This is a genomic window from Stenotrophomonas sp. GL_111, assembly GCF_057835245.1.
In genome coordinates this window covers 1750761-1775119 of record NZ_CM174421.1, presented here as the reverse complement: position 1 = coordinate 1775119, position 24359 = coordinate 1750761, and the positions used below count along the sequence as shown (strand labels likewise).

Below are 24359 nucleotides of genomic sequence, written 5' to 3'. Positions count from 1 at the left end.
CTTCCGGCTTTTTTATTGCCTGTTGAAAATACAGACACCCACCGCCCCTCTATACGCGCGCGCCCTGCTACGCGATGCTCACCGCATGGCCGGGCCCCACCTTGGCCCTCTGCGCACGAGGTGGTCATGGATTTCCTCAAACTACTGCGATCGCTGGAAGAGTTTCTCTACGAACTCTGCACCTGGTTCCTGTTCTTTCCGCGCACGCTGTACCGGGTCATCGTGCACCCGCAGCGGATGGCCGGCTACGTCGATGCCGAGCTGAAACAGGACGCCGAACATCGCTTCGACGATGCGATCAGCCCGCCGATGTTCCTGATGCTGGCGGTGCTGGTGGCGCACGGCATGGAGTACCTCACCCACCAGGTTTATGTGGGCACCAGTGACATTTCGCGCACGGTGTTCGGCAACCAGGAAACGCTGCTGCTGTATCGCTCGATCGGCTTTGCGGTATGGCCACTGGTGGCCACGGTGCACCTGCTGCGACGCAAGCGCAGCGCCATGACCCGCGAGTCGCTGCGGCATCCGTTCTATACCCAGTGTTATCTGACGGCACCGTTCGCGCTGGTCTTTTCGGCCGGAACACTGCTGATCACCCTGCCCGGCCAGCCCTCCACGATCATCGGTGCGGTCGGCGTGACGCTGGCCTGCCTTTGGTATGCCAACGCGCAGATGCGGTGGCTGCGGGCCGGGCTGGGCTGTTCATGGCGCAACGCGTTCGCCTCGATGCTGTGGGTGCTGGTGCTGGGTATCGGGATCAATGTGTTGATCGGCTCGATCCTGCTGTCGGGTTGAATATCGGGTGCTCGCCAGATGCCGATATCCCTGCCCCACCACGCGTTGGGTTTCCGCTCATATCACCCGTTGCTGCACATCCCTTTCGATTGGATCCATGCGACGCTGGAGCCCAGCCATCTTGGTGGAATGGAGGGATTCCCATGCTGTCTCGTTTTCGTCGTCCGGCCCTGTGGGCGCTGGTCCTGTTGGCGCTGCCGGTGGGTGCTGCGTTGGCGCAGGGCCCTGCCCCGCTACGGGTGATGTCGTTCAATGTGCGTACGCCGGTGGATACCGAGCCGGGGCGGCGCTGGGAGGATCGTCGCGAGGCGATGATCGCGCTGCTGCATGAGCAGCACCCGGCGGTGTTCGGCACCCAGGAGCTGGTGCAGAAGCAGGCCGAGTATCTGGTCGAACACCTGCCGGGCTACCAATGGTTTGGCGAAGGGCGCCGCGGTGGCAACGCCGATGAGCACATGGGCGTGTTCTACGACAGCGCGCAGCTGACCGTGGTGGAATCGGGCAATTTCTGGCTCTCCGATACCCCCGATGTGGTCGGCAGCATTACCTGGGGCAACCTGATGCCGCGCATGGTGACCTGGGCATTGTTCAAGCGTCAGGCTGACGGCCAGCGCTTCTACCTGCTCAACACCCACCTGCCCTACCGCGACGAAGACGAACCGCGCCGCGTGCTGGGTGCGAAGCTGATTGCCGCACGGCTCGCCACGCTCCCCAAGGATATTCCAGTGGTGGTGACCGGGGATTTCAATGCCGAGCCCGGCAGCAGCACCTATCAGGCGTTCACCGCTGCATTGACCGATGCGCGTAGGGTTGCCGGCAAGGTCGATGGGCCGCGCCTGACCTTCCATGATTTCACCGGCAAGCCGACCGTGGAGCTGGACTGGATCCTGGTGCGCGGCTTCAAGGTGCAGCGTTTCAGCACATTGGATGACAGGCCCGGTGGCGTGCTGCCCTCGGACCACTATCCGGTGCAGGTGGACCTGCAGTTCGCCGCTGGCAACGCCGCAGCAGCACCGCGACAGAAGTGATCCATGCCCGGGCCATGCCGCAGGCAACTGGCCCGGGTCATCCGCGCCGCGCTAGCGTGGTTCATGCCGGGCCTCCAGCAGCCGGCACACCGCCAGGTGCTGGTCGCGCGCCTGGCAGATGCGGGCGGCAATGGCCAGAAACACGCCCATCGCGACCACGCCGATCGCCAGTTGATTGCCGGGTAGACGGGAAAAGCCCAATGCGACCATCAATGCCGCTACTACCAGCAATGCGATGACCCACGGTGAAAGTGCCGATGCAGCCGGCAGGGTTTCGTGCATCTGCGGGCGTGGCCGCGGCCTGTCGTGTTGCATCACACAGGTCCCCTGAAAAAGAAGGGGTGTTTTGTAGCACCCGGCGTGCACGCGGTTGCAGTGGCAAAGCCGTCAATGGGCGATTGGCTGAAACGCCATTGCGGGGAAACCTGACACCCGCCCGCCAGCATGCAAGCGGGAGGACGTCACTACGTCCTCCCGCTATCCTTCATCGCAGGGTGCTGGCCACCGCCGGCGGTGTCGCATCCTGCTGCTGGCCCCACCCGCCCAGCGCCTTGTACACACCGACCACGCTGACATTCACCGTGGACTCGGCAGCCGCCAGCGCATCGTCGGCGGCCAGCTGGGTCCGCTGTGCATCGAGCAGGGTGAGGAAGTCCTCCGAGCCCTCGCGGTAGCGGATCTGCGCCAGCTGTTCGGCACGCCGTGCGGCCTGCGCCTGTTCGGCGACGATGGCCAGCCGCGCCTGTTGCTTGGCGTAGCGGGTCAACGCGTTCTCGGTGTCCTCCAGCGCCAGCAGCACCGCCTTCTCGTACTCGGCGGCGGCACCGTCGGCCTGGGCTTTGCTGGCACGTAGACGCGCCTTGACGGTACCGAAGTCGAACGCGGCCCAGCTGATCGACGGCGTCACCGACCAGGCCTTGTTGTTGCCGTTGACCAATCCGCTGGCATCGCCGGACAGGAAGCCGACGAAGCCACTCAGGCTGATCCGCGGGAACAGGTCGGCCGTGGCCACGCCTACCCGAGCGGTGGCCGCAGCGAGTCGACGTTCGGCACTGCGCACGTCGGCACGCTGGCGCAGCAGGTCGGTGGTGTCACCGAGCGGCAGCGCCTTGGCGTAGGCCGCCACTTCACGCGGCTGCAGCAACGCATCCAGCGCATCGGGGCGCTGCCCCAGCAACACCGCCAGGCGATGCCGCGACTGCACTTCGGCCACTTCCAGCAGCGGGATGTCGGCCTCGATCGCCTTCAGCCGTGCGCGGCTGCTCTGCACGTCCAGTTCGCTGCCGGCACCGAGTTCCCAACGGGTCTCGGTCAGCTTCTGGGTGTCGCGCAGATTGATCAGCGTGCGCTTGGCCACATCGATGCGCTTCTGGGTACCACGCAGCTCGAAGTAGTTGCGTGCCACTTCGGCCGCCACGGTGACCTGGGCATCGGCGAGGTTGTCCTGCTCGGCCCCCAGGTCCGCACGCGCCGCTTCGGCGGCACGGCGCTGGCGCCCGAACAGATCCAGCTCCCAGCCGGCATCGAAGCCGAGCTGGTAGGTCTCGCTGAATACCCGATCGCCGCCCACCGTTGCATCGGGCTGCTTGCGGCGGTCATAGCTGCCACCGCTGGTGACGTGCGGCAGCTGGTCCAGGCGCTGTTCGACGAACACCGCCCGGGCCTCCCGCACGCGCGACATCGCAATGCGCAGGTCCAGGTTGGTACCCAGTGCATCGTGTACCAGCTGTTCCAGCACCGGGTCGTCGAACTGGGCCCACCAGCTGGCCACCGGCGAGCTGGTAGTGAACACCGGCGCGGCGGCGCCCTGCAGGCTCACCGGCGTGGCCGGTGGCGCCTTGTAGTTGGGGCCGACGCTGACGCAGCCAGCCAGCAGCGCGCTGGTCACGGCTGCGGTCAACAGGCGGATCACCATGGCAGCACCTCGCCCAGGTAGGTGAAGCTGCCGTTGGGGCCATCGGCATCGATCAGCGCCATGCCGACGCTGGAACGTGCGCCTTCGCTGATTTCGATCTCGCCTTCGCCACCATTCATGTCGGTCTTTACGTAGCCCGGATGCACGGTGTTGACCTTGGTGGTGCCCTCGCGCAGCTCATAGGCCAGCTGCACGGTCCAGGCATTCACCGCGCTCTTGGAGGCGTTGTAGGCCGGTACCGCGAAGCCGTAGATCGGCGAGCCCGGCTGGCTGTGCAGGGTCAACGAGCCCAGGATGCTGGACACGTTGACGATGCGCCCGGCCGGGGAGGCCTTGATCAGCGGCAGGAACGCCTGGGTGACCGCAACCACCGCGAACACGTTGGTGTCGAAGGTGTTGCGCCAGGTCTCCAGGCTCTGCGCGGAGGGCGCGATCTTGATGTCGTCGAGCAGGATGCCGGCGTTGTTGACCAGGATGTCCAGTCGACCATGGCGTTCTTCGATGGTCTTCACCGCGTCGGCGATGCTGGCAGCATCACCGACGTCGAGCTGGATCGCCTCCACCGGCAGGCCTTCGGCCTGCAGCTTGAGTGCCTCGGCGACGGCGACGTCGCGCTTGCGGCCGGCCAGCAGCGTGTGCACGCCGGCCTGGGCCAGCTGACGCACCGTCTCCAGGCCGATACCGCGGGTGGCACCGGTGACCAGGGCGATCTTGAGGGTTGCAGTGTTCATCAGGGAATCCTTGTGGGGTGATGCATCAATGATGGATGGTGGGTTCGCCGTGGGTGACCAGCTGTCCGCCGCCATTGCGGCTGACGAACTTGCGCAGCGCCACGTAGAACACCGGGGTCAGGAACAGGCCGAACAAGGTCACGCCCAGCATGCCGGCGAACACGGTGATGCCCGTCACCGAGCGCACTTCCGCACCGGCGCCATGCGAGAGCACCAGCGGGATGGTGCCGGCGATGAAGGCGATGGAGGTCATCACGATCGGACGCAGACGCAGGCGGCAGGCTTCCAGTGCGGCTTCCACGATGCCCTTGCCGCCCATTTCCAGCTCCCGGGCAAATTCGACGATCAGGATCGCGTTCTTGCACGCCAGGCCCATCAGCACCACCAGGCCGACCTGCACGAACACGTTGTTGTCACCGCCGGTCATCCACACACCGAACAGCGCGGACAGCAGCGTCATCGGCACGATCAGGATCACGGCCAGCGGCAGCGACCAGCTTTCATACAGCGCGGCCAGCACCAGGAACGCGAGCAGGATGGCCACCGGGAACACGATGAAGGCGGCTTTGCCCTGGGTGGCCTGCTGGTAGCTCAGGTCGGTCCACTCGGTGGTCATGCCGACCGGCAATACCTTGCCGGCGATCTCGGTCAACTTGCTCATCGCCTCGGCCGAGGACAGCATCCGCGGGTCGGCTTCACCGGCCAGGTCAGCGGCCGGGTAGCCATTGAAGCGCAGCACCGGGTCCGGGCCGAAGGTCTGCTTGACGGTGACCATCGAACCGATCGGCACCATCTCGCCACGGTCGTTGCGGGTGCGCAGCTTGCCGATGTCCTCCACGCTGTCACGGAACTGGCCGTCGGCCTGGGCGATCACCTGCCAGGTACGACCAAACTGGTTGAAGTCGTTGACGTAGGCCGAACCCAGGTAGGTCTGCAGGGTGTCGAACAACTCGGTCAACTGCACGCCCTGCGCCTTGGCCTTGACCCGGTCCACTTCGGCATCCAGCTGCGGCACGTTGGCCTGGTAGCTGGTGATCGGGAACGCCATGCCCGGGGTCTGCGCTACCGCGCCCTGCATCGCCTGCACGGCATTCTGCAGCGCACCGTAGCCCAGGTTGCCGCGGTCTTCGATGAACATCTGGTAGCCGTTGCCGTTACCCAACCCGAGGATCGGCGGCGGCATCATCGCGAAGGCGAAGCCCTCCTGCAGCCCGGCGATCTTCTGGTTGATCTCGGCGTTGATCTGCGCCGCCGTGCGGCCATGACGCTCGTTGAACGGCTTGAGCGGAATGAACGCAACACCGGTATTGGGCGTGTTGGTGAACTGCAGGGCATTCAGACCCGGGAACGAAATGGTGTGGGCCACACCATCGGTTTCCTGGGCGATCTTGGCGACCTTGCGCAGCATTTCATCGGTACGCGCGATCGAAGAACCTTCCGGCAACTTCACACCGGCGATCAGGTACAGCTTGTCCTGGGTCGGGATGAAGCCGGGCGGCACGATCTTGAAGATGAAGCCGGTACCCACCAGCAGCACCGCGTACACCACGAACACCGCACCGCGACGGCCGAGGATCTTGGACACGCCGCGCTCGTACTTCTCCGAGCTGGACTTGAAGAAGCGGTTGAACGGACGGAACACCCAGCCGAACAAGCGATCGATCAGACGGCTCGGGCCATCCTTCGGTGCACCATGCGGCTTGAGCAGGCGCGCGGCCAGGGCCGGCGACAGGGTCAGCGAGTTGATCGCCGAGATCACCGTGGAGATGGCGATGGTGACGGCGAACTGCTTGTAGAACTGGCCGGTGACGCCGGACAGGAAGGCCATCGGCACGAATACCGCACACAGCACCAACGCGATGGCGATGATGGGACCGGACACTTCGCGCATGGCCTGATGGGCCGCGGCCAAGGGGGTGAGACCCTCTTCGATGTTGCGCTCGACGTTTTCCACCACCACGATCGCGTCATCGACCACGATGCCGATCGCCAGCACCAGCCCGAACAGGCTCAGCGTGTTGATCGAGAAGCCCAGCACGTACAGCGCCGCGAACGTACCCACGATCGACACCGGCACCGCGATCAACGGAATGATCGAGGCGCGCCAGGTCTGCAGGAACAGGATCACCACCAGCACCACCAGCGCGATCGCTTCGAGCAGGGTGGTGACCACGGCCTTGATCGAATCACGCACGAAGATGGTGGTGTCGTACACGGCTTCGTACTTGACGTCGTCCGGGAACGACTTCTGCATCTCATCCATGGTGCCCATCACCGCATCGCGGATCTCCAGCGCGTTGGCGCCGGGGGCCTGGAAGATACCGATACCCACCGCGTTCTTGCCATCCAGCTGCGAGCGCAGGGTGTAGTCGCCGGCACCCAGCTCGATGCGGGCCACGTCCGACAGACGCACCACTTCACCGTCGGTGCCGCTCTTGAGCACGATATCGCCGAATTCCTTCTCGCTGCGCAGGCGGCCCTGGGCATTGATCAGGGTCAGGAACTGGCTGTTGGGCATCGGCTCGGCGCCGAGCTGGCCGGCCGAGACCTGCACGTTCTGCTCACGCATCGCGCGCACCACGTCGCTGGCGGTCAGGCCGCGTGCGGCCACCTTGTCCGGATCCAGCCAGGCACGCATGGCGTAGTCGCCACCGCCGAAGATCTGCGCATCACCCACGCCCTGGATGCGTGCAAGGGCATCCTTGACGTGCAGGCGTGCGTAGTTGCGCAGGTACAGGGTGTCGTACTTGCCGTTCGGCGAGGTCAGGTGCACCACCATCAGGAAGGTGGGCGACTGCTTCTGGGTCGTCACGCCTTGCCGGCGCACGTCCTCGGGCAGGCGCGCCTGGGCCTGGGCGACGCGGTTTTGCACCTTCACCGCCGCGTCGTCCGGGTCGGTGCCCGGGCGGAAGGTGATGGTCATCTGCAGCACGCCATCGGAACCGGCAACGGACTTGAGGTACATCATGCCCTCGACGCCGTTGATGGCTTCCTCAAGCGGCGTGGCCACGGTTTCGGCGATCACCTTCGGGTTCGCACCCGGGTACACGGTGCGCACGACCACCGAAGGCGGTACCACTTCGGGGTACTCGCCGATGGGCAGCATCGGGATGGAGATCAGGCCGGCGGCGAAGATCACAATCGACAACACCGCCGCGAAAATCGGCCTGTCGATGAAGAAACGGGAAAAGTCCATGGGTGGATTCCTGGGTTTTCACCACCGCCGGCGTGCACGATCCCGGCCCCTGTCGCGTGCGACAGCGGTGGCGGACTCCCCTGCACGGGGCGATGGCAGACACGGTAGAGCCGATTGTCAGTCGGCTGCTATGTAGGGCCGACGGTCAGTCGGCTGCCCTTCAATTCAGTGCGGTGGCCTGCGCGGCAACCGGCGCCGCAGCAGGCTGCATGGCAACCACCTTGGCCTGGACCGGCATGCCGGGCATGAAGACCTTCTGGACGCCGTCGATGATCACCCGATCACCGGCCTTCAGGCCCTGCTCGACAATGCGCAGGCCTTCGGCGGTACGGCCCAGTGCGATATCGCGACGCTGTGCCTTGCCGTCCTTGTCGACCACGTACACGTACTTGCGGTCCTGGTCGGTGAGCACGGCCTTTTCATCGATCAGCATGGCCTGGAACTGGCCGCTGCCGAGCAGCTGCACGCGTGCGAACAGGCCCGGGGTGAAGGTGCGGTCGGCGTTGTCGAGCAGGGCACGGACGCGGATGGTGCCGGTGCTGCGGGTGACCTGGTTGTCGAGGAAGTCGACCTTGCCGCTGTGCGGGTAGCCGTCTTCGCCGGACAGGCCGACCTTGACCGGCAGCTCGCTGTCGCGCTCGCTCGGGCGCTCGCCCTTGCGTGCCATCTGGGCGTAGCGCAGGAAGGTGCCTTCATCGGCATCGAAGTACACGAAAACGGTGTCCAGCGAGACCAGCGTGGTCAGCACGCTGGCGCTGTCGCCGGCAGTGACCAGGTTGCCGGCGGTGACCATCGCACGGCCAGCGCGGCCGTTGATCGGTGCCCGCACCTTGGTGAACTCCAGGTTCAGTGCGGCGGCATCCAACGCGGCCTGCGCGGCCTGCACGCTCGCCCCGGCCTGGTCGGCAGCAGCACGGCGCTGTTCCCAGGTTTCGGTGGAGATCGCCTGCTGGTCGGACAGCTTCTTGGCGCGCTCGGACTCGCTGCGCGCCAGCGTGGACTGGGTGCGGGCGCGGGCCAGTTCGGCGCGGGCGCGGTCGTACTCGGCCTGGTAGCTGCGTGCGTCGATGGTGAACAGCACGTCGCCCTTCTTGACCTCTTCGCCTTCGACGTAGTTGACCTTGTCGATGTAGCCGGACACGCGCGGACGCAGCTCGACGCTCTGCACCGCTTCGACGCGGCCGCTGAAGTCATCCCACTGGCTGACCGGCTTGATCAGCACCGGCGCGGCACTGACCTGCGGCGGCGGCGGCATGCCCGCTTCTTCAGCGTGGCCACCGCTGCAGGCGGCCAGCACGGCAGCAGCAAGAATCGACACGCCGGCCATGGCCAGCCGTCGGGTGAAACGATGCGGAGTGGAGTTGGGGGAAGTCATGAGATGCATCCATACGGAGGGGTGGTAATACGAAATCGGGGGGAGTGCCGAACGTGGGTGGCGAAGCTTGCGACCTCAACCTTGGTAGAGGTCAAGCAGCGCCGACGGTGTTGCGCGGCAGCGGAGGTGGCCGGTCCAGGTGCAGCAGACCGCGTGGCAGTTCGGCATCGCTGGCATCGCAGCGCACGATGGCGCGGTTGTCGGTGCAGTTGTCCAGCAGCGATACCAGGCGACGCCCGACCAGCAACGCGCTCGGCCACTCGATGCACGCGTTGGCGGCATTGGCCGGCGTACACACCGGGTTGCACACTTCCAGCATCTGCGCGCGCACGCCCAGCGCCTGTGCTTCCTGGTGGATCACCTGCGCGTACATGCGCGTGGCCGAGGTGGTGATGGACGACTCACCGTAGCCCGCCCACGGCTTGAAGCCGGCCGGGCTGCCCACCAGCACGTAGCGGCGCGGCTGGCCGCCACCGCGCAGCAGCGGCAACAGGTGGCGGCCGGCATGCACGTGCGGCAGCACGTCGGCCTGCAGCGCCTGCAGCAACGCATCGCCGCTGCGGTCGGTCACCCGCCCACGGTTGTACGGGCCGCCCATCGCATCGACCACCGCCGCCAGTGCACGCGGCCGCGCGCGAATGCGTTCGGCCACGGTCCGGGCCGAGGCGTCATCGCCCAGCGAGCCCAGCAGCGTCTCCAGGCCGGGCTCATCGGCAAACTGTTCGCGCAGCGCCGCCAGCCGGGCCGGGTCACGGCCGACCACCAACACCGGGCTGCCAGCCTCCAGCAGTGCCGCGACGATGCCCTGTCCGACGTTGCCGGTACCACCCAGCACCAGCACCTCGGGGGCCAGCGTCCCGCTCATGGGACTTTCACTCCCGTTGCCGGGATAATCCCAATCCGGCCCAGTCGGTCACCGGGGCGGCTGCCAAGCCGCAGGCTGCCACCGCGCTGCAGGTTGGCCGGGGGGGTGAACTCACGAAAAGCCTTGTGGGAGAACGCCGGAAGGCGCTTCTCTACGGTCATCGCCAGTTCCAGCGGGGCCTTGTGGCCGCTGAGCACGCGGCCAAGAATGTTCCGCAACCACATGGTTGTCGTCCTTCAATTCGGGAATGGCGCCAGATTAGTCCTCAAACTCCCACTTGATTAGTCCGGATTAAGGGGAATAATCGTCCCGTACCCGGCACAATCATTCGGGCACTCTCTCCCTCCCCGACTTCGGACTCCGTCATGGCACACGATCTCAACGACACGCTGATCTTCGTCAAAGTGGTCGAGCAAGGCAGCTTCATCGCCGCAGCCAATGCGCTCGGCCTGCCCAAGACCACGGTCAGCCGCAAAGTGCAGGAACTGGAGACGCGCCTGGGTGCGCGGCTGCTGCATCGAACCACGCGCCGGCTGGGCCTGACCGAGGCCGGCTCGGTCTACCACGAGCACTGCCAGCGCATCGCACGCGAACTGGACGATGCCGAAGGTGCGGTCAACCAGCTGCAGTCCGGCCCGCGCGGCTGGCTGCGTTTCACCGTGCCCTACTCGATCGGCATCACCTGGATCGCGCCGCTGCTTGGCCAGTTCCATGCCCAGTACCCGGAAATCCAGCTGGACATGCACCTGGGCAACGAGAAGCTCGACCTGATCGCCGGCGAAGCCGACCTGGCACTGCGGGTGGGCACCCTGCCCGACTCCAATCTGGTGGCACGCAAGCTGGGCAGCCTGCGCACGCAGGTGTTTGCCAGCCCGGCCTACATCGAACGCTACGGCGAGCCGCTGCATCCGGATGAACTGCAGTTCCACCGCATCCTGGCGATGCGCAAGGCGCGCAACCTCAACAACAACCGCTTCTTCTGGCAGCTGGGCGAGAACGGCGGCGATCTGCGCGACTTCCCGGTCAATCCGCTGCTGGTGGCCAATGACCCGTCCGCACTGAATGGCGCGCTGGTGTGCGGCGAAGGCCTGTTGTTGACCGGCGACGTGATGGCCAAGCCTTTCGTGGAATCGGGCATGGTGCGCCGCGTACTGGCCGGCTGGACCGGCCCGGAAGTGGACTTCAACGCGGTGTTCGCCGGGGGCCGACTGGTCTCACCGAAAGTGCGCGCGTTCGTCGACTTCCTGGTCGAGAAGCTCAACTTCGACGCCAACTACATGCTGGCGCAGTGCCCCAATGCGAAGTACGCCAAGCAGCACCAGGAAGCTGAAGCGGAGGTCGAGCTGCAGGCTACGGGCAAGCGGATCCTGGAGAAGGTGACCGCGTAAGGTCGGATGATGCGGTGGGTGCCGGATGATGCGGTGGGTGCTGATTTGATGCGGTGGGTGCCTACCGTTGGTCGGCACTGGGAGGGCGCAGCTCGCCCTGATGCGGTGGGTGCCGACCGTTGGTCGGCACTAAGGCGCGAACGTTCGGAAATGTTCCATGCGTGCCAGCCAGCGGCTGGCACCCACAAGAATGCCGCCTGCAAGGGCGGCATTCTGCTCCGGCCTGCGGCCTGAGCGCGACAATAACGCTATGCGTTATTGACGCAGAGGAATCACACGAATTTCAACGCGGCGGTTCTGCGCGCGGCCGGCATCGGTGCTGTTGTCGGCGATCGGATAGGCCTTGCCGGCGCCCATCGTTTCGATACGCGCACCCTGCACGCCCTGGGCGGACAGATAGGCGGCCACCGAATCGGCACGCTGCTTGGAGAGCTTGTTGTTGACCGCATCGCTGCCGATGCTGTCGGTGTGGCCGACCACTTCGATCATGGTCTGGTTGTACTCGGCAAGGGTCTGGGCGACGCCATTGAGCGAACCGTAGAACTGCGGCTTCAGCGTGGCCTTGCCAAAGTCGAAGGTGATGCCATCGGGCAGGTTCAGGGTCAGGTTGTCGCCATCGCGCGAGACGTCGATACCGGTATTGGCGGTACGTTCGCGCAGCGCGCGTTCCTGGCGATCCTGGTACTGGCCGATCGCCGCACCGCTGAGTGCGCCGATACCGGCACCGATCATGGCGTGCTGGCGGCGCTCGGTGGCGCTGTTGCCGCTGAGCAGGCCGGCGGCGACGCCGACGGCGGTGCCGATCAGGGCGTTGCGGCCGGTGCGGTTCTGCTGCTCGGTGGGATTGCCGTACGGGTCGCTCTGCACATAGGAACCACCGGTGGCGCAGGCCGACAGGGCGGCGGCGGTCATCAGGGCCAAAGCCACGTTACGGGTTGCGGGACGGATCATGTTGTTCTCCAAGGTTACCGGTGGGCCGGCTTGCGGGCCGCCAAGAGCATAAACAGGCAGACGCGATGCCGACATGACGACACCAACCGCCATGCCCTTCGTGTTCAGGTTGCTGAGCGGCGGCCCGCAGGGCACGCCGCACGGGGATTTACGCCGCGCCGGTATGCCGGTAAGCGGCCAGTGCCGCATCACGGCCCGCAGCCAGGTCGACCAGCGGCAGCAGCGGGTACGACGGCGCAAGCTCGGCCAGCAGCGTGGGGTGCTGCCAGGGCGCGAACCGGGCCTTGAGCGGCAATGCAGCCAACTCGGGTACCCACCGGGTGATGTAGCGTGCCTGCGGATCGAACTTCTCCGACTGGGTCACCGGATTGAAGATACGGAAGTACGGCGCGGCGTCCGCGCCGGTACCCGCCACCCACTGCCAGCCCATCGTGTTGTTGGCCAGGTCGGCATCCACCAGCGTGTCCCAGAACCAGCGCGCGCCTTCGCGCCAGTGCTGGCGCAGGTGCTTGCACAGCAGGCTGGCCACCAGCATGCGCACCCGGTTGTGCATGTAGCCGGTGGCCCAAAGTTCGCGCATGCCCGCATCGATGATCGGAATGCCGGTGCGGCCCTGCTGCCAGGCCTGCAGCGTCTCGGGATCGGGCGCGGCCCAGGCGAACCCATCAAAACGCGGATTGAGGTTGTGGTCGGTGGTCTGCGGGAAGTGGTGCAGCAGGTGGTAGGAGAACTCGCGCCACCCCAGCTCGCGGATATAGCCGTCGATGTCGGCATCGCGGGCGGCACTGCGTTCGGGCTGCAGGCGACGGACGATCTGCCACGGTGCGATCTCACCGAAATGCAGGTGTGGCGACAGCAGCGAGGTACCCACCCGGTCGGGCAGATCGCGCTGCTGGCGGTAGCCGCTCAGCGCCCCATCGATGAACACCGTCAACGCCTCCTGCGCACCGGCTTCCCCCGGCTGCCAGTGTTCCCAGAAGCCCGCATCCCACGGCAGCGACGCCGCCAGGCCGAGGCCGTCCAGCGCGACGCCCTGCACGCTGTGCGCCGGCAGCGTGGCCGGGACCGGGCGCGGCGCAGGCACCTGCAGGCGGGTCAGTGCATTGCGCCAGAACGGGGTGAATACCTTGTACGGGTTGCCCTGCAGCGTGGCCACGTCCCAGGGTTCAATCATCAGACTGCCGTTGTGGCTTTCGGCCAGGACGCCCTGTTCGCGCAGTTCGCGCTTGATCCGCGCATCGCGCGGCTGGGTTGCCGGTTCGTACTTGCGGTTCCAGTACACCGCCACCGCGCCGGTCTCGGCGATCAACCGCTCCAGCTCGGGCTGGCTGTCGCCCTGGCACAGCACCAGCGATGAGCCGTGCGTGCGCAGCGCCGCGTCCAATGCGGCCAGCGAACGGTGCAGCCAGGCGTTGGATGCACCGCCCGGGGCCCAGTGGCCTTCTTCGTGCGGCGCATGGATGTACACCGGCACCGGCACATGCCCGGCATCGAGCGCTGCCTGCAGGGCGGGATTGTCCTGGAGCCGCAGATCACGGCGAAACCACACCAACGCTACCGACACGACCATCACCTCGGGAAGTTTGTGCGGGCATGATAGCGAGGCCCGGTGAACACCGTGCACGCATCGAAAGCGCCACCGGCATGGTCGATGCACAACCGCGCGACTAGACGGGTGAGCCCTGTTACGCACTCCCTGACATGCCTGGCAACGCAGAGCCGGCCCTGAACGGCGTGCGCGACACCGCTTGACCTAAACCATGCTTGAGGTCCGAACATGGCGACTCCTCTGACGGAGCTGTCCACGATGTCCTACACCCTGCCCGCCCTGCCCTACGCTTATGACGCCCTGGAACCGCACTTCGATGCGCGCACGATGGAAATCCATCATGCCCGGCACCACCAGACCTACATCAACAACCTCAATGCCGCGCTCGCCGATGCGGGTATCGCGTCGGTGCCGGTGGAGCAGTTGATCGCCGACCTGGACGCCCTGCCCGAGGCCGTGCGCAACGTGGTGCGCAACAACGGCGGCGGCCATGCCAACCACAGCCTGTTCTGGACCGTACTCAGCCCTCACGGCGGCCAGCCCGAAGGCCCGTTGGCCGCCGCGATCGAGCGCGACCTGGGCGGCTATGCAGCCTTCAAGGATGCCTTCACCAAGGCTGCGCAGACCCGCTTCGGCAGTGGCTGGGCATGGTTGACCCTGCACGATGGCACGCTGCGGGTGGAGAGCAGCCCCAACCAGGACAGCCCGTTGATGGGCGCCGCGGCCGGCCTGTCCGGTGGCACGCCGGTGCTGGGCCTGGACGTGTGGGAACACGCCTATTACCTGCACTACCAGAACCGTCGCCCGGACTACATCGCGGCGTTCTTCGCGTTGATCGATTGGGCCGAGGTCGCACGTCGCTATCAGGCCGCAGGCGGACGCTGATGCAGCACGGCCCCGCAGCCACGGCGCTTACCCGGTTGGCAGCAAGCGCTGCCGATGGACACGCTGACGGCGCGCCCGCGGGGCCATCCCCGAGGGCATTGCGCGATGCCTTCGGCCAGTACCCCACGGGCGTGGCGGTGGCCACGGCATCCGGTGCCGATGGCGCGGTGATTGGGATGACCATCAACTCGTTCGCCTCGCTGTCGCTGCAACCGCCGCTGCTGCTATGGAGCATCGGTGAACGCTCGCTGGACCTGCCCATCTACCGCGATGCCGCACGCTTCGGCATCAGCGTTCTGTCGTCCACGCAGGAAGCGGTGGCACGCCATTTCGCCGACCCACTACGCCGACGTACCCCTGAAGGTGCCCACTGGCTGGATCACAGCGACGGCGTGCCACTGGTCAGCGCGGCGATTGCGCGGATGGTCTGCACCGTGGAGCAGACGCTGCCGGCCGGCGACCACCTGCTGATCATCGGCCGCGTGCAACACTTCAGCACCGCGCCCGGCGCGGCACTGGTGTTCCACCGGGGCCGCTACGCCCGCACCGACACGGAGTGAGCATGGACATTCCCGCACTGCAACGCCTGCTTGCGCAGGGCCGCGACAACGCACTGCTGCGCTTCAGCCTGGGCAAGGCGCTGCTCGATACCGGCGATGCCGCACAGGCGGTCGTGCACCTGGGCCAGTGCATCCTCCAGGACCCGGCCTATTCGGCCGGCTGGAAGCTGCTCGGCAAGGCACACCTGGCCGCAGGTGATCCGGCCGCCGCCGCGGCTGCGTGGGCACAGGGGATCGTGGTGGCTCAGCGCAACGGCGACAAACAGGCTGAAAAGGAAATGGCCGTGTTCCTGCGGCGTGCACACAAGGCGATGTCGCCGGCCGCATGAGGGTCGACATCGCCTACCCCAGCAGGCCATTGTTGTGCAGCGCGATCAGCCCCCATGCCAGCGCCACCACGCACATGCCCGCGAAGGCAATCCAGTTCTGCCCTGCCTCGCTCACCTCCGCGGTCGGATACCGGCCAACCGTGAGTGCCTTCAGTGTCACCCAGCCCAAGCCATAGAGCAGGATGCTCCATATCACGCTGATCACGAGCCATTGGAGCAGGCTCAGCACGCCGCGCTTGATCTCTTCTTCCATGTGTTTCCCTCTTCCCTACGGCAACGGTGGCGGCCGCGGCGTGGCGCGGGAAACTACCCACATGTGGCCCAGCGGTACCAGCACGGGCAGGCCCATCACTCCAACCAGCGCCCAGCCGGTCAGGCGGTTGAAGATCATCCCCACCAGCAGGCTCGCCAGGCACAACAGGGTTCCCAGCCCCGCACTCCAGCGTGCCCAGCGCGGCTGGCCACGCAACGACAGGCCATTGAGCAGGAAGCCGAACGTCAGCCGCCAGAAGCCGAGCAGCGCCACGCTGGCCAGCACCATGCCGATCAACGTGGGCAGATAATCCGGGTGATCCGAGGGCTGCATCAGCCATAGCAACGCAAAGCCATCAAGCGCAGTGACGGGCAGCGCCAGGAACAGCAGTTCCCACACCAGCAACGCCGTGCCCATGCCCTCTACCCACCGCGTCTGCTGCATTGCCGCCGGCTCCCCTGCCTGTAGCCTGCGAGGATAGCGCGCCACGGGCGCCGCGCGCGGCCGGTCAGGCAGAAACGGCTCAGTCGCCCTTGGCGCGCCGCTGCTGCGCGTCGAACCGCTGCATCGCTTCGCGGATCAGGGCCTTGGCCTCGGCGGCGTTGCCCCAGCCATTGAGTTGGACGGGATTGCGGCCTTCGGGCAGATCTTTATAGACGCGGAAGAACGCCTCGATACGCTGGCGCTCGATGGCGGGCAGATCGTTGAGATCGCGGATGTTGGCGTAGGTCGGGTCGAGCTTGTCGGTGGGTACGCCGATGACCTTCTCATCGTGCTCGCCACCATCGACCATCTTCAGGAAGCCGATCGGGCGGAAGCGCACGATCACGCCGGGGTGCAGGGGTTCGCGGGTCAGCACGAGTGCGTCCAGCGGGTCATTGTCACCGGCCAGGGTACGTGGCATCGAGCCGTAGTTGGCCGGATAGGCGACCGGCATCGACTGGAAACGGTCGACATGCACCAGCCCGTCTTCCTGGATTTCATACTTGGTGAAACTGCCGGCCGGAATCTCCACCGCCAGGTTCGCCTCGTCCGGTACGTTCTTCGGCTGCGCGGCCAGGAACGGATGCAGCACGGCATTGGTCGCCGCGCTGGCGCCGGCCAGCAACAGCAAGGCGGCAGCGATTGCCGCCAGGGGTAGAACGCGTCGTGTGTCCATCAAGCTCTCCAACGGCGGCCGGGCGCAGGGCTGCGTCCCGGCCTGGCAGTCATTCCCAGCAACGGTCGGCACGGCCCTTGAGGGTCTGCGCGCGCGTGCAGTCACGGGGGGCGATGCGTCCCTGCGTCAGTTCAACCTTCTGTTTGCGCCCATCCCCGGCGCGTGTCAACTCGAAGCCATCGTACAACCGGCCGGTCGCAGTACGCGCCTCATAGCGCAGGTGCTGCGGGTCGATCCTGAGCACCTGGAACAACTGCGTGTCCTCGCCAACCGGTGCCATGCTGGCGCGCGCCTCATCAGAAAGCCGGTACTGTTTGGGCCCGGCCACGGTCACCACGAACTGCGGGGTGGCGGCCTGACCTTCGCCGCGGCGGCCGTAGGTGTGGTCATGCCCCTGCAGCACCAGGTCAACGTTGCGACGGCGGACCACCGGCAGCAGCACATCGCGCAGTTCGACATTCTCGCGCCCTTCGCGGGGCGAGTAGAACGGCTGGTGCAACAGCACGATGCTCCACGGATGCGGGTTGTCGGCCAGCACGTTGTCCAACCAGGCAGCCTGCGCCTGCGCGGTGCCCAGGTCCAATGCCGAGGTGCCATCGAGCACCGCGATGCGCACGCCCTGGTAGTCGAACCAGTAGGTGGTGGTATCCGCGGCATCCACGCCATTGCGCGGCAACGCGAACGTCACCGGCCAGTGGCGGCCGAGCACGCGGCGCTCCTGCGGGGTGTCTTCAAACTCCTCGAAGTACTCGTGGTTGCCGATCGCAGGCGCCACCACGGTTTCCTGTGGCAGCCAGCCCGCCGCCGCGAACCACTCACCCCACTCGCTGTCGTCCTGGCCATCGCCACCGCTGACCAGATCGCCGGCGAACAGGCTCAGGCGTGCGTCCGGGGCCGCCTTGAGGCCGGCGCGGAGCACCCGCGAGACGTGGCTGAGGTTCTTGTTCTGGGTGTCACCGAAGTACAGCAGGGTCAGCGGCTGTTCGGCACGGCCGGCGGTGCGCAGCTGGTTCCACGCGCCCCAGGTGTTGTGCCCCTGTACGCGCCACAGGTACAGCGTGTCCGGCTGCAGGCCGGTGACGTCGGCGCGATGGTGATGCGATCCGCCCAGCTCGGTCTGCAGGGCGGTCGTGCTGGCAGTGATGCGGGTGGGCGTGCCCACATCGGGGGAATCGCCGGCCAGCACCCACTCCAACACCGGTGCATTGACCGAGGCGTCCGTGCGCCAGGCCACCGAGAAGCCGCGTGCGGCATCCTGCGCTGGCGAGGCGACGATGCGATCCGGGAAACCGCTGGCCGCATAGTGGCGGCTGCCAGCAGGAACCTGGGTATTGGGCTCGGCCGTGGCTTCCGCCGAGGCGGCCGAGGCGGCACCGCTACACAGCAGCAAGGCCAGGCCCAGTGCGCGGGCCATGTGCGATGCGCGCATCACGAAGCGCACTCCAGCGGCAGCGACAGCTGCTTGGCCACGCTGGCCCAATCGAAGGCCACCACGCCCTGGTCGTCATGCACGGCGTACAACGCGCCGTGCGGGAAGCGCGCCGACGCGGCCTGGCTGAGCCAGATGCCATCGGTGTTGGCCACCGTGTTGCCCTGGAACGCACCAACATGCTTGAGCGTGTGGCGGTCGAACAGATGGAACACACTGCGCTGCTTGCCCTGCTCGGTGGTGATCCACCAGCCGTCCTTGCCACAGGTACGCAGGGTCACGCCTTCGGCCTGCGCCTTGAACGCGTCGCGGCCGAAGGTGGTGCCGGTGAAGCGGCCTTCCAGCGTGTACACCTTCACTTCGCTGGCGTAGGTCTCGTCTTCCTCCGCGATCAGCAGGCGGTCGTTGGCCGGGTCGCCCCAGATCGACTCCACCACGCGCAGCGCGCCGGCCTCGCTGGTATCGCCAATGCTCGACACCAGCGCCGCGCTGGCCTTGCCGCCCTGCAAGGTCATCGCATAGCGGCGCACGCGCTTGTCCAGCTCGGCCAGCGGCGGCAGCACATCGTTGCCCTGCGCGTCCTCACCGGCATGGTAGGAGTCGGTCACGTAGACGTCGTAGCCGCTGGCCTGCTTGTTCACCCACAGCCCATACGGCTTGCGCAGGTCATCGGCGGCGAACACACCGAGCGGCTTGAAGTCCGGCAGCTGCAGCACCTGCACGCGGTGGTTGTCGCGCTCGACGATCAACACCAGATCATCGATCACCGCGATGCCGTTGGGACGCACGAACTGCCCCGGCGCTGTGCCGGTGCTGCCGACATCACGCAGAAGCGCGCCGGTCTGGCCGTCGTAGACCACCAGCTTGTCGCTTTTCTTGGCGGTGGCGATCAGCCACACCGTGCCATCCGGCGCGGTCCAGCTGGCCGGCGAGTCGATGTTGTCGGCCGGGGTCATCGGGGTCAGGAAGGCCTCGGCGACGGTGGCGACGTCGCGCGCCGGTGCAGCGGCGGCGGCCATGGCCTGCCCGGCGGGCGTGGCAGGTGCGGGGGCCGGCGCGGGCTTGCAGGCCGTCAGCAGGGCCAAGCCGAGCAGCCCCAGGGCCGGCGCAGCGCGCATCACAGTGCCACCTTCAGGCCGAGCGCGTAGGTGCGGCCGTATTCTTCATTCTGCAGGGTGCGCGAGCGCACGCCCTGGTACAGCTCCAGCGGCTTGTCGAGCAGGTTCTGCGCTTCGAAGTACATGCTCACATTGGCGGTGATCTTGTAGTCCAGGCTGAAATCGAGCTGGGTGTTGGGTGCCACGTAGATATCGTAGGCGCGGCTGTCGCCCAGCGTGTCCAGGTACTCGCTGCGGTAGACGGTGGCGATGCGGGTGCTGAAACCGGCCTTTTCGTAGCCGATGTGGGCGCTGTACACATGCTTGGAGGCACGCGGCAGCATGAAGTCGTCCCCCTGGCGGTCGGCCAGGCCGGGGTCGAAATCGGTGTCGAGCCAGGTGCCGCTGGCACCGACCAGCAGGCCATCCCAGCCGGCCGGCAGGAACGACAGCTGCTGCTGCCAGTTGAACTCGGCCCCGTTGACCTTGGCCTGGTTGCCGTTGATCACGCGGGTGACGTCGAAGCCCGGATAGGCCGGGTCGTTCTTGCTCAGCTTGTTGACGATGTAGCCGTCGATCGACTTGTGGAACACGCCCAGCGAGACAATGCCGGTACTGCCGAGGTACTTCTCGATCGACAGGTCCAGGTTTTTCGATTCATACGGGTCCAGCTGCGGGTTGCCGATCCGCACTTCCTCGTCGCCACGGCTCAGGCCGATGCGCGGGGCGATATCGCCGAAGGACGGGCGCGACACGGTCTTGTTGGCCGCCGCACGCAGCACCCAATCACTGCCGGCGTCATAGCGCAGGTGCAGGCCCGGCAGCACATTGGTATAGCTGCGGCTGACCGTGAGCGGGGTGACCGTATAGGTGCGCCCGTTGCTGGCCACCTCCACGCGGTTGCCGGTGGCGGTGAACTGGGTGTTCTCCACGCGCACACCACCGATGATGCGCAGCGCGCCGATGTCCCACGTGCCCATCGCATAGCTGGCGAAGATGTCTTCGCTGGCGGTGTAGTCTTCTTCCAGCGAGGTCAACGCATTGCCGCCCACGTCCTGCGGGCGGGCACTGTACTGCGACCCGGACTGCGCCCAGTAGCGGCGCATCGCATCCGAACTCATGCCCTCACCGAGGCTGCCGCCGCGATGGTCGGGGCTGCTTGTGGTCCAGTCCGATAGTGCAATCTTCGGACCCACGCGCAGTTCGCGCTCATCCACATTCACGTCGCGGTCGCGCCAACGGCCGAGCAGGCCGAACTTGTAGCTGGACGCGTCGCCGTCGAAGCGCAGGTTGACCTGCGCGCTATGTTCCTTGTCATCCACACGCTTGGGCGAAAGCACCACGCGGTCGAACACGTAGTTGCCATTGTCCATCCAGCCGGCATCGCTGAGGGTCACCCGCGGAATGCCACTGCTCTGGTCGATGCGGGCACTGAGATCGTCGCCGTCGTACTTGAAGCGCGCCTCCATCTCATCGTTGACCCGCTCTTCGGTACGGGTGTAACCGACCTTGTAGTCGATCACCGCGCCGGTCAGGCGGTTCTCACCGCCCAGGCTGGCAGCCAGGGTATTTTCCTTCTTGGTGCGGTAGCGCATGCGCTTGAGGATGCTGTCCGCAGCCAGGTCGTCAACCCGGTACTGCTTGCCGCCCAGCGCGGTGACGCCTTCGTCGCCGAACTCGAAGATGGTGCGCTGGCGGGTTTCGGCATCATCGAACTGGCTGTACAGCGTGCGCAGGTAGTACCGGCTGTCTTCGTTCGGACGCCAGTCGAAGTTGAGGTTGGCGCCGATGCGCTTGCGCTCTATTTCGTACTTGCGGTGCTGCAGGCTGGTGGCGAACAGGTCGTCCTTGGCGCCGCCCTCGTAGGGGTTGTATTCGACTTCGGTGTTGTCCGATTCGAACTTGCGGTTCTGGTAGTTCACACCCAGCGCCACGCCGAAGGTATCGGCGAACACTTCGCTGTAGTTGATGGCGGCCTTGGGGCTGGTGTTGCCGGACAGCTGCTGGTGGCTGGCTTCGATCTTGCCGCGCAGGGTGCGCCCGTCACGGTCGAAGGCCGAAGCGGATTCGACCAGGATCGCGCCGCCGATCGCATCGCCGGGCATGTCCGGGGTCGGCGACTTGACCACGCGCAGGCGCTCGGTCGAGTCCGACGGGATCACATCCAACGGCGCGGCGCGGCTGGAATCTTCCGGGGTGCCGATGGCGATGCCGTCGATGCTGACGCTGTTGAGGTTCGCATCCAGGCCGCGGATGACCACGAAACGGCCCTCGCCCTGATCGCGGGTCACGCTGACGCCCGGCAGGCGCTGCAGTGATTCGGCCACGTTCTTGTCCGGGTACACGCCCATGGCATCGGAAGACACCGCGTCTTCGATGGCATCGCTGCTGCGCTTGAGGTCGACCGCGCGGGTCTGCGACTCCAGCTGCGGGCGCACTTCAACGCGGTCCAGATCGGTGGCTGCGGCACCCGCGGCGGCGCTGCCGGCCACCGTGCTGCCATCGGGCGTATCGGCGGCATGGACGGACGGGGTGATCACCGCCAGCAACGAAAGGCTGATCGCCAGGCCCAACGGACGCTTCTTCTGCACTGCATTCCCCAATCTGTGTAAAGAATGGGTCAGCACGGTATGTCCGGGAGGTTTCATGGGAATGACACCGGGGACATGGAGGCGCGAGATCGGGGTTTGGTGGGCCTGCCGAGCATGGCTCGGCACTACCGGGCGTGGCGGCTTGGATTTTGGCTTCGGTTGGGTGTTGCGGCACACTAGCGGCCTCTCCTCTACCCCCTCCCCCTTCCCATGAAAATCGTCGAAGTGCGCCATCCGCTGGTGCAGCACAAGATCGGCCTGATGCGCGATGCATCGCTGAGCACCAAGGATTTCCGCGAGCTGGCCAATGAGCTCGGCGGCCTGCTGGCCTACGAGGCCACCGCCGATCTGGAAACCGAAGCCCACACCATGGCTGGCTGGGCCGGCCCGGTGACGGTGCAGCGCATTGCCGGTGCCAAGATCACCGTGGTGCCGATCCTGCGCGCCGGGCTGGGCATGCTCAGTGGCGTGCTGTCGCTGATTCCGGCCGCCCGGGTCAGCGTGGTCGGCCTGCAGCGCGACGAGGAAACCCTGCAGCCGGTGCCCTACTTCGAGCGCCTGACCGGCCGCCTGGAAGAGCGCGATGCGCTGATCCTGGACCCGATGCTGGCCACCGGTGGCACCCTGATCGCCACCATCGACATGCTCAAGCGCGCCGGCGCCCGCCGCATCAAGGGCATCTTCCTGGTGGCCGCGCCGGAAGGCATCGCCGCCGTCCAGGCCGTGCACCCGGACGTGGAAATCTTCACCGCCGCCATCGATGCCCAGCTCAACGAGAAGGGCTACATCCTGCCGGGCCTGGGCGATGCCGGCGACCGCATCTTCGGCACCCGCGTAGCCGGCTGAGGCAACGATGCAACAGGACGGGCTGCCCCTGCGGCGGCCCGTCCGCAATGTTCACGCCGCCTACGCAGCGGCAGGCAGAAGCTGCGCGCACCATCACCCCGCGCGTGGAGCTGCACCATGAAGACCCTGTCCCTGCTGGCCTGCCTGCTGCTGATCGGCGGCCCCGTCGTCGCCAGTGCAGCCACGCCGCAGCAACAGCGCATGGCCGACTGTTCGGCCAAGAACAAAGGCAAGACCGGCGAAGACTACAAGATGGCGCAGAAGACCTGCCTGAGTGGCCCGGCCCCGGCCGCCGCCGCGCCGACCACGCCGCAGGAACGCATGAAGAGCTGCAACGCCGATGCCGCCACCAAGAAGCTGGCCGGTGATGCGCGCAAGACGTTCATGAGCGGCTGCCTCAAGGCACATTGAGCCTATATTCCGGGGTGCCGGCCAGTGGCCGGCACTACCGATGTTGCGTGACCCGAGGTCGGTTTACCCGGCCAGCGCGCGCGCTTTCAGTTCGCCCAGCTCGTGCACCGTACCGAACCGGCCCTTCTCATCCCGTGCCACCTGCGCCAGCGCACACGCCGGGTCGTGGGTGAAAAACAGATGCACGTTCCGCGCGAGTTTGTCTTCGAGGAAGCTGCGCTTCTCATCGATCAGCAGCTCGGCATTGCGATCGTAGCCCATGGTGATCGGCACGTGCACCCAGGAGCGCCCGGGGATCAGGTCGGCACAGAACACCACGCCGCCGCGCGGCTGGCCATCGACCTGCTCGGGGCCCACGATCTCGGCCAGCATCAACCCCGGCGTATGGCCATCGCTGAAACTGAAACGCACGCTCTTGCCCAGGGCCTTGGAATAGGCGCCCTCGACGATTTCCAGCCGGCCACTGGCCTGCAGCAAGCCGGGCAGCTCGGGAATGAAGCTGGCACGGTCGCGCGGGTGCGGGTGCAGCGCGCGCTGCCAGTGCTCGGCCCCCACCAGGAAGGTCGCGTTGGGGAACAACAGCTCCGGGCTGCGCCCCTCGCTCCACTGCGCCAACAAGCCACCGGCGTGATCGAAATGCAGGTGGCTGAGCACCACCACGTCGATGTCCTCGTGCTCGAATCCGGCCTCGCGCAGGGATTCCATCAGCACATGGCGCGGCTCCTGCACGCCGTAACGGTCGCGCAGCTTGGGCTCGAAGAACGCGCCGATACCCGTTTCGAACAGCACCGTCTTGCCCGCCAGCGGGCTGGCCAGCAGCGCGCGGCAGGCCAGTTCGATCCGGTTGAGATCATCCGGCGCCGCCCATTTCTCCCAGACCGCGCGCGGCGCATTGCCGAACATCGCGCCGCCGTCCAGCTTCTGTGTGTTACCGCGTATGGACCATAGTTTCATCGGTAAATTATCCGGCGGACGACGTTAAATATTCGCTAGGCGCGCTGGCGCC

24 protein-coding genes are annotated in these 24359 nt (G+C 66.4%); 8 read left to right on the top strand and 16 right to left on the bottom strand.

Annotation, left to right across the window (positions count from 1 at the left end):
* Positions 1-126 precede the first annotated feature (126 nt).
* Positions 127-795: a hypothetical protein gene (locus AC3IPM_RS08215; RefSeq protein ID WP_489303454.1), complete on the top strand. Its 669-nt coding sequence runs from the start codon at positions 127-129 to the stop codon at positions 793-795.
* Between the two features lie 143 nt (positions 796-938).
* Positions 939-1823: an endonuclease/exonuclease/phosphatase family protein gene (locus AC3IPM_RS08210; RefSeq protein WP_489303453.1), complete on the top strand. Its 885-nt coding sequence runs from the start codon at positions 939-941 to the stop codon at positions 1821-1823.
* A 51-nt stretch (positions 1824-1874) separates the two neighbouring features.
* Here the strand turns inward: AC3IPM_RS08210 and AC3IPM_RS08205 are convergent, their stop codons facing one another.
* The 7 genes from AC3IPM_RS08205 to AC3IPM_RS08175 form a co-directional block, all read right to left on the bottom strand.
* A complete protein-coding gene (locus AC3IPM_RS08205; protein WP_489303452.1) occupies positions 1875-2138 on the bottom strand; it encodes a hypothetical protein in 264 nt (87 codons plus the stop codon).
* 169 nt (positions 2139-2307) lie between these two features.
* Positions 2308-3738 (bottom strand): efflux transporter outer membrane subunit, encoded by a 1431-nt coding sequence (locus tag AC3IPM_RS08200; RefSeq protein WP_489303451.1) that lies wholly within the window; start codon positions 3736-3738, stop codon positions 2308-2310.
* Positions 3732-4469 (bottom strand): SDR family oxidoreductase, encoded by a 738-nt coding sequence (locus tag AC3IPM_RS08195; RefSeq protein ID WP_489303450.1) that lies wholly within the window; start codon positions 4467-4469, stop codon positions 3732-3734. Before AC3IPM_RS08195 ends, AC3IPM_RS08200 begins: the two co-directional genes overlap by 7 nt.
* A 25-nt stretch (positions 4470-4494) precedes the next feature.
* Complete coding sequence (locus AC3IPM_RS08190) at positions 4495-7665, bottom strand: efflux RND transporter permease subunit (RefSeq protein ID WP_489303449.1); 3171 nt, start codon at positions 7663-7665, stop codon at positions 4495-4497.
* Positions 7666-7825: 160 nt separating this feature from the next.
* Positions 7826-9040, bottom strand: a complete 1215-nt coding sequence (locus AC3IPM_RS08185; protein WP_489303448.1) for an efflux RND transporter periplasmic adaptor subunit — start codon at positions 9038-9040, stop codon at positions 7826-7828.
* A 91-nt stretch (positions 9041-9131) separates the two neighbouring features.
* A complete protein-coding gene (locus AC3IPM_RS08180) occupies positions 9132-9905 on the bottom strand; it encodes an SDR family NAD(P)-dependent oxidoreductase (protein ID WP_489303447.1) in 774 nt (257 codons plus the stop codon).
* Positions 9902-10129 (bottom strand): hypothetical protein, encoded by a 228-nt coding sequence (locus AC3IPM_RS08175; protein WP_489303446.1) that lies wholly within the window; start codon positions 10127-10129, stop codon positions 9902-9904. Before AC3IPM_RS08175 ends, AC3IPM_RS08180 begins: the two co-directional genes overlap by 4 nt.
* Positions 10130-10270: 141 nt before the next feature.
* Between AC3IPM_RS08175 and AC3IPM_RS08170 the strand changes: the two genes are divergently transcribed.
* Positions 10271-11293, top strand: a complete 1023-nt coding sequence (locus tag AC3IPM_RS08170; protein WP_489303445.1) for a LysR family transcriptional regulator — start codon at positions 10271-10273, stop codon at positions 11291-11293.
* Between the two features lie 255 nt (positions 11294-11548).
* Here the strand turns inward: AC3IPM_RS08170 and AC3IPM_RS08165 are convergent, their stop codons facing one another.
* The gene (locus AC3IPM_RS08165; protein ID WP_489303444.1) at positions 11549-12244 is read right to left on the bottom strand and encodes a YiaD family glycine zipper/OmpA-like lipoprotein; all 696 of its coding nucleotides are present in this window, start codon (positions 12242-12244) and stop codon (positions 11549-11551) included.
* Positions 12245-12392: 148 nt separating this feature from the next.
* Entirely contained in the window at positions 12393-13808 is a 1416-nt protein-coding gene (locus tag AC3IPM_RS08160) for a cryptochrome/photolyase family protein (protein ID WP_489303443.1), read from the bottom strand.
* 243 nt (positions 13809-14051) lie between these two features.
* On the opposite strand from AC3IPM_RS08160, the gene AC3IPM_RS08155 reads away from it, so the two are divergent.
* From AC3IPM_RS08155 to AC3IPM_RS08145, 3 genes are all read left to right on the top strand, one after another.
* Complete coding sequence (locus AC3IPM_RS08155; protein WP_489304048.1) at positions 14052-14678, top strand: superoxide dismutase; 627 nt, start codon at positions 14052-14054, stop codon at positions 14676-14678.
* 98 nt (positions 14679-14776) lie between these two features.
* Positions 14777-15238, top strand: a complete 462-nt coding sequence (locus AC3IPM_RS08150) for a flavin reductase family protein (protein WP_489303442.1) — start codon at positions 14777-14779, stop codon at positions 15236-15238.
* Between the two features lie 2 nt (positions 15239-15240).
* On the top strand, positions 15241-15567 hold the full coding sequence (locus tag AC3IPM_RS08145) for a tetratricopeptide repeat protein (protein WP_489303441.1): 327 nt from the start codon (positions 15241-15243) through the stop codon (positions 15565-15567).
* Between the two features lie 13 nt (positions 15568-15580).
* Here the strand turns inward: AC3IPM_RS08145 and AC3IPM_RS08140 are convergent, their stop codons facing one another.
* The 6 genes from AC3IPM_RS08140 to AC3IPM_RS08115 all read right to left on the bottom strand — a co-directional run bounded on the left by AC3IPM_RS08140 (position 15581) and on the right by AC3IPM_RS08115 (position 22096).
* The gene (locus tag AC3IPM_RS08140) at positions 15581-15820 is read right to left on the bottom strand and encodes a hypothetical protein (protein WP_489303440.1); all 240 of its coding nucleotides are present in this window, start codon (positions 15818-15820) and stop codon (positions 15581-15583) included.
* A gap of 15 nt (positions 15821-15835) precedes the next feature.
* The gene (locus tag AC3IPM_RS08135; protein ID WP_489303439.1) at positions 15836-16264 is read right to left on the bottom strand and encodes a hypothetical protein; all 429 of its coding nucleotides are present in this window, start codon (positions 16262-16264) and stop codon (positions 15836-15838) included.
* 79 nt (positions 16265-16343) lie between these two features.
* Entirely contained in the window at positions 16344-16979 is a 636-nt protein-coding gene (locus AC3IPM_RS08130; protein WP_489303438.1) for an inorganic diphosphatase, read from the bottom strand.
* A 49-nt stretch (positions 16980-17028) separates the two neighbouring features.
* Complete coding sequence (locus tag AC3IPM_RS08125; protein WP_489303437.1) at positions 17029-18408, bottom strand: purple acid phosphatase family protein; 1380 nt, start codon at positions 18406-18408, stop codon at positions 17029-17031.
* On the bottom strand, positions 18408-19526 hold the full coding sequence (locus tag AC3IPM_RS08120; protein WP_489303436.1) for an NHL repeat-containing protein: 1119 nt from the start codon (positions 19524-19526) through the stop codon (positions 18408-18410). The genes AC3IPM_RS08125 and AC3IPM_RS08120 overlap by 1 nt, the downstream gene beginning before the upstream one ends.
* Complete coding sequence (locus AC3IPM_RS08115) at positions 19526-22096, bottom strand: TonB-dependent receptor (protein ID WP_489303435.1); 2571 nt, start codon at positions 22094-22096, stop codon at positions 19526-19528. The genes AC3IPM_RS08120 and AC3IPM_RS08115 overlap by 1 nt, the downstream gene beginning before the upstream one ends.
* A 210-nt stretch (positions 22097-22306) precedes the next feature.
* Between AC3IPM_RS08115 and upp the strand changes: the two genes are divergently transcribed.
* Together upp and AC3IPM_RS08105 are read left to right on the top strand one after the other, a co-directional pair.
* Entirely contained in the window at positions 22307-22942 is a 636-nt protein-coding gene (gene upp, locus AC3IPM_RS08110; RefSeq protein ID WP_017355792.1) for a uracil phosphoribosyltransferase, read from the top strand.
* A gap of 117 nt (positions 22943-23059) precedes the next feature.
* Entirely contained in the window at positions 23060-23353 is a 294-nt protein-coding gene (locus AC3IPM_RS08105) for a PsiF family protein (protein ID WP_489303434.1), read from the top strand.
* 63 nt (positions 23354-23416) lie between these two features.
* Here the strand turns inward: AC3IPM_RS08105 and AC3IPM_RS08100 are convergent, their stop codons facing one another.
* Positions 23417-24307: an MBL fold metallo-hydrolase gene (locus AC3IPM_RS08100; RefSeq protein ID WP_489303433.1), complete on the bottom strand. Its 891-nt coding sequence runs from the start codon at positions 24305-24307 to the stop codon at positions 23417-23419.
* Positions 24308-24359 lie beyond the last annotated feature (52 nt).